The 12,306-nt window shown below is 64.7% G+C and carries 15 protein-coding genes; 8 read left to right on the forward strand and 7 right to left on the reverse strand.

All coding sequences use genetic code 11. The annotated features are described in order from the left end of the window. Positions 1–186 precede the first annotated feature (186 nt). Positions 187–831 (forward strand): acid phosphatase, encoded by a 645-nt coding sequence (locus tag CH292_RS00460; RefSeq protein ID WP_179275226.1) that lies wholly within the window; start codon positions 187–189, stop codon positions 829–831. After that, complete coding sequence (locus CH292_RS00465) at positions 828–1,313, forward strand: GNAT family N-acetyltransferase (protein ID WP_019666096.1); 486 nt, start codon at positions 828–830, stop codon at positions 1,311–1,313. Before CH292_RS00460 ends, CH292_RS00465 begins: the two co-directional genes overlap by 4 nt. On the opposite strand, the gene CH292_RS00470 is transcribed toward CH292_RS00465, so the two are convergent. Further along, a complete protein-coding gene (locus tag CH292_RS00470; RefSeq protein WP_094627276.1) occupies positions 1,310–1,735 on the reverse strand; it encodes a hypothetical protein in 426 nt (141 codons plus the stop codon). The genes CH292_RS00465 and CH292_RS00470 overlap by 4 nt on opposite strands. A gap of 120 nt (positions 1,736–1,855) precedes the next feature. On the opposite strand from CH292_RS00470, the gene CH292_RS00475 reads away from it, so the two are divergent. Both CH292_RS00475 and CH292_RS00480 read left to right on the forward strand, forming a co-directional pair. After that, entirely contained in the window at positions 1,856–2,812 is a 957-nt protein-coding gene (locus tag CH292_RS00475; protein ID WP_019666098.1) for a diacylglycerol kinase family protein, read from the forward strand. A gap of 332 nt (positions 2,813–3,144) precedes the next feature. Continuing rightward, positions 3,145–3,399, forward strand: coding sequence for a WhiB family transcriptional regulator (locus CH292_RS00480; protein WP_026347946.1), 255 nt, complete (start codon positions 3,145–3,147; stop codon positions 3,397–3,399). 126 nt (positions 3,400–3,525) lie between these two features. Here the strand turns inward: CH292_RS00480 and CH292_RS00485 are convergent, their stop codons facing one another. Beyond that, on the reverse strand, positions 3,526–5,001 hold the full coding sequence (locus CH292_RS00485) for a sensor histidine kinase (protein ID WP_019666100.1): 1,476 nt from the start codon (positions 4,999–5,001) through the stop codon (positions 3,526–3,528). 47 nt (positions 5,002–5,048) lie between these two features. Then, positions 5,049–5,264, reverse strand: a complete 216-nt coding sequence (locus CH292_RS00490; RefSeq protein WP_019666101.1) for a biotin/lipoyl-binding carrier protein — start codon at positions 5,262–5,264, stop codon at positions 5,049–5,051. A 108-nt stretch (positions 5,265–5,372) separates the two neighbouring features. Here CH292_RS00490 and CH292_RS29605 point away from each other — a divergent pair, with 108 nt between their 5' ends. Then, the gene (locus CH292_RS29605) at positions 5,373–5,447 is read left to right on the forward strand and encodes a 50S ribosomal protein bL37 (RefSeq protein WP_099052202.1); all 75 of its coding nucleotides are present in this window, start codon (positions 5,373–5,375) and stop codon (positions 5,445–5,447) included. A gap of 86 nt (positions 5,448–5,533) precedes the next feature. Here CH292_RS29605 and rsrA read toward each other — a convergent pair whose 3' ends face one another. Then, on the reverse strand, positions 5,534–5,836 hold the full coding sequence (gene rsrA / locus CH292_RS00495; RefSeq protein ID WP_020112110.1) for a mycothiol system anti-sigma-R factor: 303 nt from the start codon (positions 5,834–5,836) through the stop codon (positions 5,534–5,536). Then, positions 5,833–6,504, reverse strand: coding sequence for a sigma-70 family RNA polymerase sigma factor (locus CH292_RS00500; protein ID WP_019666103.1), 672 nt, complete (start codon positions 6,502–6,504; stop codon positions 5,833–5,835). The genes rsrA and CH292_RS00500 overlap by 4 nt, the downstream gene beginning before the upstream one ends. Positions 6,505–6,698: 194 nt before the next feature. On the opposite strand from CH292_RS00500, the gene ybaK reads away from it, so the two are divergent. The 3 genes from ybaK (at position 6,699) to rsgA (ending at position 9,541) form a co-directional block, all read left to right on the forward strand. Continuing rightward, positions 6,699–7,208 (forward strand): Cys-tRNA(Pro) deacylase, encoded by a 510-nt coding sequence (gene ybaK, locus CH292_RS00505; RefSeq protein WP_020112111.1) that lies wholly within the window; start codon positions 6,699–6,701, stop codon positions 7,206–7,208. 6 nt (positions 7,209–7,214) lie between these two features. Continuing rightward, a complete protein-coding gene (gene aroA, locus CH292_RS00510; RefSeq protein ID WP_179275225.1) occupies positions 7,215–8,558 on the forward strand; it encodes a 3-phosphoshikimate 1-carboxyvinyltransferase in 1,344 nt (447 codons plus the stop codon). Positions 8,559–8,662: 104 nt separating this feature from the next. Further along, on the forward strand, positions 8,663–9,541 hold the full coding sequence (gene rsgA, locus CH292_RS00515; protein WP_231383863.1) for a ribosome small subunit-dependent GTPase A: 879 nt from the start codon (positions 8,663–8,665) through the stop codon (positions 9,539–9,541). 52 nt (positions 9,542–9,593) lie between these two features. On the opposite strand, the gene CH292_RS00520 is transcribed toward rsgA, so the two are convergent. Continuing rightward, positions 9,594–10,847 carry a fatty acid desaturase gene (locus CH292_RS00520; RefSeq protein ID WP_033190536.1) on the reverse strand — a complete coding sequence of 418 codons (1,254 nt, stop codon included), beginning with the start codon at positions 10,845–10,847 and terminating at the stop codon, positions 9,594–9,596. 83 nt (positions 10,848–10,930) lie between these two features. Then, positions 10,931–12,253, reverse strand: a complete 1,323-nt coding sequence (locus CH292_RS00525; RefSeq protein WP_020112114.1) for a fatty acid desaturase — start codon at positions 12,251–12,253, stop codon at positions 10,931–10,933. Between the last annotated feature and the right edge of the window lie 53 nt (positions 12,254–12,306).

Here is a 12,306-nt window from a genome sequence, read left to right on the forward strand (position 1 = left end):
TCCGTTCCGTCGGTGGACCATCCGTCCCCGAGAAGTTCGATGCATCCCCGGGCAGCCCCCATGCGCGAGCAACCGAGTGCGTCGCGCGACCGGAACAGTATCCACCGACGGCCCGTCCGACTCAATCCGTTTTGTACGGGTAACCACCTGCAGGCCTGTGACACCCGACACGGCATCATTGCTTCCATGAGCGCCACCCCCACCTCGACCCCTGATTCCGGGACTACTGCTTCCGGACGTGTAGTTCTGTTGCGCCACGGCCAGACCGAATGGGCCACCTCGGGACGGCACACCGGCACGACGGACGTTCCACTGACCGACGTCGGAGAACGCCAAGCGGCCGCGGCAGGCGAACTCGTCGGCGAGCTCGGCCTGCGTGACCCGTTGATCGTCAGCAGTCCACGAACACGGGCGCTGCGGACCGCGCAGCTCGCGGGGCTGACCGTCGAACGGGAGTGGGACGCACTGTCCGAGTGGGACTACGGAGACTACGAAGGAAAGACCTCCGCCGAGATCCAACGGACGGTGCCGCACTGGACCGTGTGGACCCATCCGTGTCCGGGTGGCGAGTCCGTCGAGCAGGTCGGCGCACGCGCGGACCTGGTGCTGTCGGTGATTCTTCCGGCCCTGGGCGAACGCGACGTGGTCCTCGTCGGACACGGACATTTCTCGAGGGCTCTGCTGACTCGCTGGCTGGAACTGCCGGTCTCCGAGGGCAAGAGGTTCGCCCTCTCCCCTGCCGCGTATTCGGTCCTCGGGTTCGAGCACTCGTTCCGGCAGGTCGTGGTGCACAACATCCATCCGTCGGTTCGGACCGGAGTTGCATCGTGATTCGGCGGGCCACCGACCGAGACGTCGACGCCATCACCGGCCTGATCCACGAACTGGCCGAGTACGAGAAGCTGCGGGAGCAGTGCACCGTGCGTCCGGATCAGATCCGCTCGGCCCTGTTCGGTGCCGATCCGTCGGTGTTCGCACACGTCGCTGACGTCGACGGTCAGGTCGTCGGGTTCGCGATGTGGTTCCTCAGCTTCTCGACGTGGGACGGCGTGAACGGCATCTACCTCGAAGACCTGTACGTGCAGCCGGAGCTCAGGGGGTCGGGAATCGGATCCGACCTGCTCGCTGCACTCGCTGCCGAGTGCGTGACGCACGGGTACACCAGACTCGGCTGGTCTGTGCTGGATTGGAACACGCCGTCGATCGGCTTCTACGAATCTCTCGGAGCGGTGGCACAGAGCGAATGGACAGCGTTCCGCCTCGGAGGCGAACCACTCAGGGCACTCGCAGCGCGCGCATCCGCCCGCAGCTAGAGCGTCTCGTCGTCGGCATCGACGTACTGCGCTGCCATCCACCTCGACGACGGCGGGCTGAACAGCAGCGCGAGTATCGCCAGGGCGCCCGCACCGAGCAGCGCACCGTAAAGGGGCTGGTGAGAATCGGTCAGCAAGGACCACACGACCGGCAACAGCAACAGTTGAACGACGAGGGCGATTGCCCGTCCCCACCGCTGACCGAGAATGAGAGCGACTCCCGCCGTGCCGACGGCAACGCCGATCACCGCGAACCAACCAGCCGTTCCGTACCCGTTCGCAACCTGGTCCTCCACGCCGTTCATCGCGCGAACGAGAAGGATTACCGCTGCGACGAGGGCAACTGCTCCTTCCACCGCGACGAGAACTCCTGCGGCCCTGAACGCAGGTGGAGGCACCGAGGGCAGGGATGGCGTGGACACCGGTAAAGCCTAGAACACCGATCCTGCCCGACAGGGTTCTGTCCCGACGGCACCCCGTGACCGATACCGGCGCGACACCGATACCGGACCGACGCCGAGAACCGGATAGGCTGACGCCCCGTGCGCGCGCTGCTGATCGTGAACCCGAATGCAACGTCGACCACGCCGGCGGCCCGCGACCTTCTGGCCCACGCGCTGTCGAGTCGGGTGCGCGTCACCACGGCACACACGACCCACCGCGATCATGCTGCGGAACTGGCACGCCAGGCCCGCGAGGACGGTGTCGGTCTGGTCATCGTCCACGGTGGAGACGGCACCGTGAACGAGGTGATCAACGGGCTGCTCGGGGTCCCACTGCCCACATCGATGCGCGCCGTCACGATCGGTCCCATCCCGGCTCTGGCCGTGGTCCCCGGCGGAAGCGCCAACGTCTTCGCACGCTCACTCGGAATCCACGCCGACCCGGTTGCCGCCACCAATCAGCTGATCGACCTTCTTGCCGCGCGATCGCGCCGCACCATCGGTCTCGGCCACTGCGACAACAGGTGGTTCACGTTCAACGCCGGTCTGGGTCTCGACGCCGACGTGTGCCAGGCGATCGACGCGGGCCGAAAGGACGGCGGACCCGTCTCCGCGACTCGGTACGTTCGCGCCGCTGTCAGCGCCTTCTTTCGCAACAAACGACGTGATCCGAAACTCACCGTCGAAATTCCAGATCACGATCCGGTAACGGGCGTGCATTACGCTTTCGTTTCCAACTCGAGTCCGTGGACCTATCTGAACGAGCGTCCGGTGCACACCAATCCGGGCACCTCGTTCGACACCGGACTCGGACTCTTCGCGATGCGGACGACGCGCGTCCTGCCGAGCCTGAACGTATCGCGCCAACTCCTGTCGGCAGGCGCGGAACCCAAGTCACGCAAGCTCTTTCGAGTCGACGACGTTCCACGCATCAAGATCACGTCCAGCGAACCCATCGGGTTGCAAATGGACGGAGACTTCCTCGGATTGCGCACCGAGGCCGAATTTCACTCGACACCGTCGGCGCTCGAGGTCATCGCGGAGAACAGGTCCTGATACTGCCCGAATGGGTAGTTTTCAACCGGTTTTCGACGCGCCGAGACCGGGGCCCGTGGGCAGCGTCATAGCGTTTTTGCTGGGAAAACCTCTGCACATTGCCCCTCGAGCGGGTACAAAGGAGCGCAGGAGGCTTAAGGCAGCCTAACAGAGTGAGCTTGACCACGGACGCGCGGCTATCTCTTGACTTCCCCTAAGTTCGTGAAAGCATTCACAAGCAACAGTGCGGAAACATTGGATACGCACGAGTGAACATCAGTCGAAAACGCAACGACACAGATCGCGGTAACAACAATCAACACGGCGCTGCGGCGCCCGGTAAGGAGCAGAGGATGGACTGGCGCCACAAGGCAATCTGTCGCGACGAAGATCCGGAACTATTTTTCCCCGTGGGAAACAGTGGCCCGGCACTTGCGCAGATCGCCGATGCCAAGGTCGTCTGCACGCGGTGCCCTGTCACCGCTGAGTGCCTGTCCTGGGCACTCGAGTCCGGCCAGGATGCCGGCGTGTGGGGCGGTATGAGCGAAGACGAGCGTCGCGCGCTGAAGCGTCGCAATGCACGTACGCGGGCGCGTAGCTCCGTATAACTCCCGGTGAACCGGTGAGGGCCAGTCCCTCACCCCGGTTCGCCCGGGCACAGCAGAACCCGGTGACTCCACGACGGAGCCCGGGTTTTTTGCTGTCCGGCGCCCAGACGTCCGGCGCTCAGCTGTTCAGGTTCGGGGAGATCGACGCCCGAGCGGGACGCGGAGGGAGGCGTCCGTGCCCCCGCGAGGCGATGGATGGAGCCCGAGGGAGCCACCCAGTTCGACGGACACCAACGTACGGACGATCTGCAGGCCGAGACCCTCGGACTTCTCCAACGAGAACCCTGTGGGCAAACCACGCCCGTCGTCGTGGATGACGACGTCGAGCCACCGCGCGGATCGGTCGGCCGAGATGCGGACGACACCCGCGGTGCCGGCGTCGAATCCGTGTTCCATGGCGTTCTGCACCAGTTCGGTCAACACCATCACCAGTGGTGTGGCCCGCTCGGCGGAGAAGACGCCCAACTTGCCTTCCCGCGCGACGCGGACGCGCGGGTTGACCGTGGCGACGTCGAGCATGATCGGGACCAGCCGGTCGACGATCTCGTCGAGGTCGATTTCTTCGTCCACCGACATGGACAGCATCTCGTGCACCAGCGCGATGGACGTCACCCGTCGAACCGACTCCGACAACGCCACGCGCGCTTCGTCGTTCTCCAATCGCCGTGACTGCAGGCGAAGCAGAGCGGCGACGGTCTGCAGATTGTTCTTCACCCGGTGATGGATCTCGCGGATGGTCGCGTCCTTGCTGAGCAGCGCACGGTCTCGGCGCTTGACCTCGGTCACGTCCCGCACCAGCACGATGGCCCCCACCGACTCACCACGCGGCCGAAGCGACAGAGTTCTGATCAACACCGTCGCACCGCGCGCGTCGGCTTCCATCCGGTATCCCTCGCTTCCCGACAGCGACGCACGAATGTGGTCGGCGATCTCCTGGGAATCGAACGGATCGGTGATCAACGACCGCGTCACCGACGCCAGATCCGTCCCGGAGAGGTCGGTCGCCAAGCCCATCCGGTGATAGGCGGACAGTGCGTTCGGACTCGCATAGACGACGCGGCCGTCGGTGTCGACCCTGATGAAGCCGTCGCCTGCACGTGGTGAGGAGTTGACGTCGGTGCGTTCCACGGGGCTGGGAAATGTCCCCTCGCTGATCATCCGGCACAGATCGTCGGCGCAGCCCCGGTATGCGACCTCGAGCGCGCCTGCCGTCCGCTGCCGCGTCGGGTTGGCGTCGCGAGTGAGGATCGCGATGACGTGGTCGCCGCACCGCACCGGCACGCTGTCGGTGTTTGAACCACTGCTGACGATGTCGCGGGTGACCAGCGAATCCATGACCGTCGGGTGCTGGGACTCCGAGACGACGGCGCCGACCATGTCCTCGGTGAACACCGTCGGTGCGGTCGTCGGTCGGCACTGCGCGACGCACAGGATCTTGGCGTCCGGGCTCGCATCCACGTCGTCGGTTCCGACCCAGAGAAGAAGGTCCGCGAACGACAGATCCGCGAGGAGCTGCCACTCCCCGACCACCCGTTGCAGGTGATCGACGGCTTCTCCGGTCAGATCGGTGTGTTCGGCGAGCAGGTCGCTCAGTGTCGACACGGTGACGGCTCCGTCGCGATTGTGGGCGGGTGCGAGGCGGTGAGAGTCTAGGAGACCACAGCGATCAGGTCGCCCTGCTTGATGACGTCGCCCACGGTGACAGCAATGGTGCTGACCACGCCGGCCGACTCGGCGAGCACCGGAATTTCCATCTTCATCGATTCGAGAACGACGAGAGTGTCCCCGACCGCCACCTCGTCCCCCTCGGTTACCACGATCTGGAACACGGTCGACACCATTTCCGCGCGCACGTCCTCGGCCATTTGGCATCCTCTCGTTCACGGGCGGTTTCGCCTGTGGTTCCGGCACCCGTGACAGGGCGGCCGACCACTCGTGAAAGACTGTAGTGAACCAGTAGAGAGGAGCTCATCATGGGTAAGCGTGGGCGCAAGAAGCGCAGTCGCAAGAACAACAAGGCAAACCACGGCAAACGTCCGAACAGCTGACGATTTGCCTCATCACACGACGAAGGCCGGGAAGCGCGATGCTTCCCGGCCTTCGTCGTACCTCGGCCGGATCTACCCCGGCGTCGTCACTCCTGCTCGGTGTGCTTGATCAGCACGGTTCGCCTTATCTCGATACTCAGGCGCTCCCGCAGACCGGCGGGCGCCTGGTCACCACCGCACTTGCGACTGATCAGACTCTTGACCTTCTCTTCGATGCCGTACGCGGCAAAGCATGATCCACACTCGTCGATGTGACGTTGAAGCCGAGCCCGGCTGCCTTCGTCGCACTCGTTGTCGAGCATCAGCCACACGTCGGCGATGACCGCGGAGCAGTCCAACGCCTCGAACTGCCGATTCTGTTCGGCTTCGTCGTTCGCATCCGATGTCACTTCGAGACCTCCTGCTCGTGCGCGTCGACCGCACCGTTGCGATTGAAACCACGTTCACGTGCCACGTCCGACAGCAGGCCTCGGAGCTGTTTACGTCCTCGGTGCAGCCGGGACATGACGGTGCCGATGGGCGTGCCCATGATGTCGGCGATCTCCTTGTACGGAAAACCTTCGACATCGGCGTAGTACACCGCCATACGAAATTCCTCGGGCAGCGACTGAAGCGCGGCCTTGATGTCGTCGTCGGGCAGCGCATCGAGAGCTTCGACCTCGGCGGAACGCAGTCCCGTCGACGTGTGCTCGGCCGTTGCGGCCAGCTGCCAATCCGTGATCTCGTCCGTCGGGTACTGCGCGGGTTGGCGCTGCTTCTTTCGGTACGAGTTGATGTACGTGTTGGTCAGGATCCGGTACAGCCACGCCTTGAGGTTCGTTCCCTCACGAAACGAGCGGAATGCGGAGTACGCCTTGATGTACGTCTCCTGGACCAGGTCCTCGGCGTCGGCCGGGTTCCGCGTCATCCGCAGTGCCGCGCCGTAGAGCTGATCCAGCATCGGCAGTGCGTCGCGCTCGAACCGCTCGGTCAGGTCCGCCGCCGACTCCACCGGTGCCTCGGCCTCCGCCTGAGCTGGGCGCTCGACTTCCTCCACGCTGATCCCTTCGGTAGCCATATCCGACCAGGTTACAGCGGGAGAAGGCAGCGCCTTCACGTAGATCGCACTCGAACTCGGAGCGGACCGGAGCGGGCGCTCGGTCGTCGTCACTGCCACAGCAGATCCCTTCCTCTTGCCTTGCGTACCTCTTGGCTCTTCAACACCGGCTTCACCCCGGTCATTCCAGGCGCCGGTCTGGCTACAGTGATCCGATGCCCTCAGCGCACCGGCCCGCCGCCTCCACACCTGCCGTCGCTCTGTTGATCGCGGAGAAGGTCGAGCACTCGGTGCACACCTACGACCACGACCCGAGGTCGGAATCGTTCGGCACGGAAGCGGCGGACGTCCTCACCGAACGTCTCGGTGTCGTCGCCGACCAGATCTTCAAGACGTTGGTGCTCAGGCGTTCCGACAACACACTCGCGGTGGCGGTTCTGCCCGTCACGGCGACACTCTCCCTCAAAGCCGCAGCCTCGGCCCTCGGTACCAGAAAGATCGTGCTGGCAGACCGAGCGGAGGCGGAGAAATCGACCGGGTACGTCTTCGGCGGCGTCTCCCCGCTCGGCCAGAAACGAGCGCTCGCGACCGTCGTCGACGAATCTGCCCTGGCCTGGGACCGAATTCTCTGCAGCGGAGGCAGACGAGGGTTCGAGATCGAGCTCGACCCGAAGGACCTCGTCCGGCTCGCGCGGGCCGTGACGGCGCCCGTCGCCACCAGCTGAGCGCCGATGCGCAAAGATGGTGTGGTGACCAACTGGACCGCACCGCTCTCCACAGCCCCCGTCGACGCGACCGTCACGCTGCCCGGTTCCAAGTCCATCACCAATCGCGCGTTGATCATCTCCGCACTGGCAGGCGGACAGTCGACGGTCACAGCGGCCCTGCGCAGCCGTGACACCGACCTGATGATCGCCGCGTTGCAGCAACTCGGAGTCGGTATCACGATCGACCCGGCCGATCCGACGTCTCTGACGGTCACTCCCGGCGCCCTGCGCGGCGGATCGATCGATTGCGGGCTCGCCGGAACGGTGATGCGGTTCGTTCCGCCTCTTGCTGCCCTGGCGGACGGTGTGGTGCGTTTCGACGGTGACGAGCAGGCACGGACCCGGCCGCTGGACACCATTCTGGGCGCGCTACGCCACCTGGGAGCCGACGTGGCCGGGGATTCGCTGCCGTTCACCGTCACCGGGTCCGGCACTCTGCGGGGCGGGGCCGTCGACATCGACGCCTCGGGTTCTTCGCAGTTCGTGTCCGGGCTGATGCTCAGCGCAGCCGCGTTCGACGACGGCATCACCATTCACCACACTGGAAAGCCCGTACCGTCGATGCCGCACATCGACATGACGGTCGAGATGCTCCGGCGCGCAGGTGTGCAGGTGAGCACTCCGGCCGACAGCGGCGACGCGGACACCTGGCGCGTGCATCCCGGCCCGGTCGACGCCGTGTCGTGGGTGGTCGAACCCGACCTGTCGAACGCGACACCGTTCCTGGCCGCGGCGGCGGTGACCGGAGGTGTCGTACGGGTTCCGAACTGGCCGTCGTCGACGACGCAACCGGGTGATGCCATCCGAGGAATTCTCGAATCCATGGGCGCCACGGTAACCCTCGAGAACGGAACCCTCGAGGTGCGAGGCGGGGCGACATCGACCGGAGTCGACATCGACCTGCACGACGTCGGCGAGCTCACACCCACGGTGGCGGCTCTCGCCGCGCTTGCGGACCGCCCATCGCACCTACGCGGAATCGCTCACCTGCGCGGACACGAAACCGACCGTCTCGCAGCACTTGTCGCGGAGATCCGCCGACTGGGCGGGAACGCGACCGAGACCGACGACGGTCTGGACATCGCACCCGCGGCCCTGCACGGCGGGGTGTGGCGAGCGTACGCGGACCACCGGATGGCAACGGCAGGAGCAATTCTCGGACTGGTGGTCCCCGGAGTGGAAGTCGACGACATCGGAACCACCGCGAAAACGCTCCCAGGTTTCGAAAATCTGTGGGCCTCGATGCTGGGAGACTCGCCGCTCGCGGGGCGAGGGACACGGCCGACCACCGAAGGTGTTTCGTCCTGAGTCGCCGCTACGACGAGTCGGACGTCCGCATCCGCCCGGGCAAGAGCTCACGCCCCCGGACGAAGACGCGACCCGACCATGCCGATGCCCAGTCGGGAATGGTCGTGTCCGTGGACCGCGGCCGGTGGGGATGCGTTCTCGGAGGGGACCCGTCCCGGCCGGTCGTCACCATGCGCGCACGCGAACTGGGTCGCACACCCATCGTCGTCGGAGACGATGTCGACATCGTGGGAGACCTGTCCGGCAAGGTGGACACGTTGGCTCGCATCGTTCGGGTGTCCGAGCGCCGGACCGTGCTTCGCCGTACTGCCGACGACACCGATCCGTACGAACGTGTCGTGGTCGCCAATGCCGAACAACTGTTGATCGTCGCCGCACTGGCCGACCCTCCGCCGCGCACCGGATTCGTCGAGCGTGCGCTCGTCGCCGCATACGTCGGCGGTCTGAAACCTGTTCTGTGCCTGACCAAGAGCGATCTGGCCGACCCACACGAGTTCGCCTCGGCGTTCGCCGACCTCGACGTCCCGGTGGTGCTGGCCGGGCAGAGCGAGGATCTGACCGACCTCACCGCACGGCTGACCGACAGCGTCACCGCACTCATCGGCCACTCCGGCGTCGGGAAATCGACGTTGGTGAACAGGTTGGTGCCCGACGCGAAGCGCGCAACCGGCACGGTGTCCGGTGTCGGCAAGGGCCGTCACACGTCGACGCAGTCGATTGCACTTCCGTTGCCGGGAGGCGGGTGGGTGGTGGACACCCCTGGCATTCGATCCTTCGGGCTCGCGCACATTTCACCGGAGAACGTGGTGGCCGCGTTCTCCGACCTGGCGGACGCCATCGATGACTGCCCGCGTGGGTGTACTCACCTCGGTCCTCCGGCGGACCCGGAGTGCGCGCTCGATACGTTGACCGGCGATGCAGCGAGACGCGTCGCTGCGGTCCGTCTACTGCTGGAAGCCGTGCGCACCAACGAGAACTGGTGACCCCGCGAGTGCAGTTCCACCCACGAGGTCACCAGTCCGTGCTTGTACGGTCCTAGGCGGACAACTTCGCGACGAGGCCGCGAATGCCTTTCTTCTTCTTCGATTCCGCGATGGCCGTGCGCAATCCGCGGCGTTTTCCGGTGACCGGATCGACGGTCAGCAGCCCGCGAGACTCGTCGGCGAACTTGCGCTCCGACGCCGTCTCCGGCGCATCGTCCGCGGTTGCCTTGAGGTACTTGTTGGGCAGCGAGAGCTTGGCGATGGTTCGCCAGGACAGCAGGTACTGCTTGCCGATCGAGCCGGTGGTGTAGGGCAGGTCGTACTTCTCGGCGAGTTCCAGAACTCGGAACTTGATCTCGCGCAGGCGATTACTGGGCAGATCCGGGAACAGGTGATGCTCGATCTGGTAGCAGAGGTTGCCGCTCATGAACTCCATGACGGGGCCTGCCTCGAAGTTCGCGCTGCCGAGCATCTGCCGCAGGTACCACTGCCCCTGCGTCTCGCCCTCCATGTCCGACTTCGTGAACTTCTCCGCACCGTCCGGGAAGTGCCCGCAGAAGATGACCGTGTTGGTCCAGACGTTGCGGATCATGTTGGCGACGATGTTGGCCGTCAGCGTGCTCTTCCACGCCGGACCGGTGAGGGCCGGGTAGACCACGTAGTCCTTGGCGATCTGCTTGCCGATCTTCTCGAGGACCTCTCGACGCTTGCGCTCGAACTCCTCGCGCTCGACGCGGCCCTTGGCGACCTTGCCGAGTTCGAGATGCTGTGCGGCGACGCCGTATTCGAAGAAGAGCTGCAGAAGCAGGTTGTAGACCGGGTTGCCGAGGTTGAAGGGCTTCCACCGCTGGTCGCGCGTGACACGGAGAAGTCCGTAGCCGACGTCGTCGTCCATTCCGAGCACGTTGGTGTACTTGTGATGGATGTAGTTGTGCGTCTGCTTCCAGTGCGCCGACGGCCCGGTGTTGTCCCACTCCCACGACGTGGAGTGGATTTCCGGATCGTTCATCCAGTCCCACTGCCCGTGCATCACGTTGTGCCCGAGCTCCATGTTCTCGATGATCTTGGCGGCGCCGAGCATGCCTGCCCCGAGCAACCAGGCCGGGCGCTTGCGGCTTGCGAAGAGGACGGCACGGCCACCGATCTCCAGGGTGCGCTGCAGCCGAATGGTGTTGCGGATGTACCGTGCGTCGCGTTCTCCGCGAGACGCCTCGATGTCACGGCGGATTGCATCCAGCTCGACGCCGAGCGCCTCCACGTCCGCATCGGTCAGATGCGCGTATTCCTTGATGTCCGAAATCGCCACGGGTTACGGCCCTCCTGGCAGTCGTCGGTGATGCACGTCGTGCACGTTCACCACTACCGTACCGTAACTTACGGGAGCGTAGGTTACGACCCCGTAGGTGTGAGAGACTTCACGCGCGACTTCTGCGCCTGACGGAGAGCCTTGGCCTGTCGCTTGGCTTCTTTCTTCGCGTTCCGCAACGTGACCCGCGCTTCTGCAATGGCCGAACGGAGACCGCGACGCTTACCGGTCAGTGGATCGATTCGGAGCGCATGCACCGTCGGCTCGTCACCCGCCCTGAACCGACGCTCGGAACTGGTCTCGGGCGCATTGTCCGACGTGGCACGCAACCACTGATCAGGAAGCGACAGCTTGTGAATGGTACGCAGCGCCAGCAGGTACTGCTTCCCGAGCGACCCGGTGGTGTACGGAAGGTCGTACTTCTCGCACAGCGCATGCACCTTCTCGGAAATCTCCTCGTACCGGTTGCTGGGCAGGTCCGGGAACATGTGGTGCTCGATCTGGTAGCACAGGTTGCCGCTCATGAACGCCATGACCTTGCCGGCGTCGAAGTTGGCGCTGCCGAGCATCTGACGCAGGTACCACTCCGCGCGCGTCTCCGTCTCGAACTGACCGATGGTGAACTTCTCTGCACCGTCGGGGAAATGGCCGCAGAAGATGACCGCGTAGGCCCACAGGTTTCGGACGAGATTTGCCGTCGCGTTGGCGGTCAGAGTGCTCTTCCACGCAGGACCGGTCAACGCGGGGAACAGAACGAAATCCTTGCCGACCTGACGGGCGATCTTGCGAGCGAACGCACGATTGGACGGAGACTTCCAGAACTCTTTCTCGTGCTCGCCGTCCAGTTCCTTCTGCGCGTCCAAGTCGTGCAGAGCGATGCCCCACTCGAACGTCGCCGCCAGGAGGACGTTGGCAATCGGCTGCAAGAGGTTGATCGGCTTCCACGCTTCGTCGCGAGTCATACGGAGAATGCCGAAGCCGATGTCGTCGTCCATGCCGACGATGTTGGTGTAGGTGTGATGGGAGTAGTTGTGCGCGCGCTTCCACTGCTCCGACGGGCCCGTCTGGTCCCATTCCCACGACACCGAATGGATCTCCGGGTCGTTCATCCAGTCCCACTGCCCGTGCATCACATTGTGCCCGAGCTCCATGTTCTCGATGATCTTCGCAACGCTCAACATCGCGGTACCCACAAGCCACGCTGGACGGTATTTGCTGCCCAACAGCACGATTCGGCTGCCGAACTCGAGACAGCGCTGCAGCTTGATGGTCCGACGGATGTACGCGGCATCCTTCTCGCCGCGCGAATCCTCGATGTCGCGGCGGACCGCGTCCAATTCTCTGCCGAAGGCTTCCATGTCCTCTTCGGTCAGGTGTGCGAACTCTTTGATGTCCGTGATGGCCACCGTGGTCCTCCGAAAGTCGTGGGCGCGGGCCCGAAATGCGTTTTCGCCTCTGT

It is taken from the genome of Rhodococcus sp. 14-2470-1a (genome assembly GCF_002259425.1).
Taxonomy (GTDB): Bacteria; Actinomycetota; Actinomycetes; order Mycobacteriales; family Mycobacteriaceae; genus Rhodococcoides; species Rhodococcoides fascians_E.

What these genes read in the sequence shown, in the direction of transcription:
- ybaK (WP_020112111.1), top strand. Translation starts at nt 6,699, where the DNA reads ATGCCCTCAGCGCACCGGCCCGCCGCCTCCACACCTGCCGTCGCTCTG.
- aroA (WP_179275225.1), top strand. Translation starts at nt 7,215, where the DNA reads ATGCGCAAAGATGGTGTGGTGACCAACTGGACCGCACCGCTCTCCACA.
- CH292_RS00460 (WP_179275226.1), top strand. Translation starts at nt 187, where the DNA reads ATGAGCGCCACCCCCACCTCGACCCCTGATTCCGGGACTACTGCTTCC.
- CH292_RS00500 (WP_019666103.1), bottom strand. Translation starts at nt 6,504, where the DNA reads ATGGCTACCGAAGGGATCAGCGTGGAGGAAGTCGAGCGCCCAGCTCAG.
- CH292_RS00490 (WP_019666101.1), bottom strand. Translation starts at nt 5,264, where the DNA reads ATGGCCGAGGACGTGCGCGCGGAAATGGTGTCGACCGTGTTCCAGATC.
- CH292_RS00480 (WP_026347946.1), top strand. Translation starts at nt 3,145, where the DNA reads ATGGACTGGCGCCACAAGGCAATCTGTCGCGACGAAGATCCGGAACTA.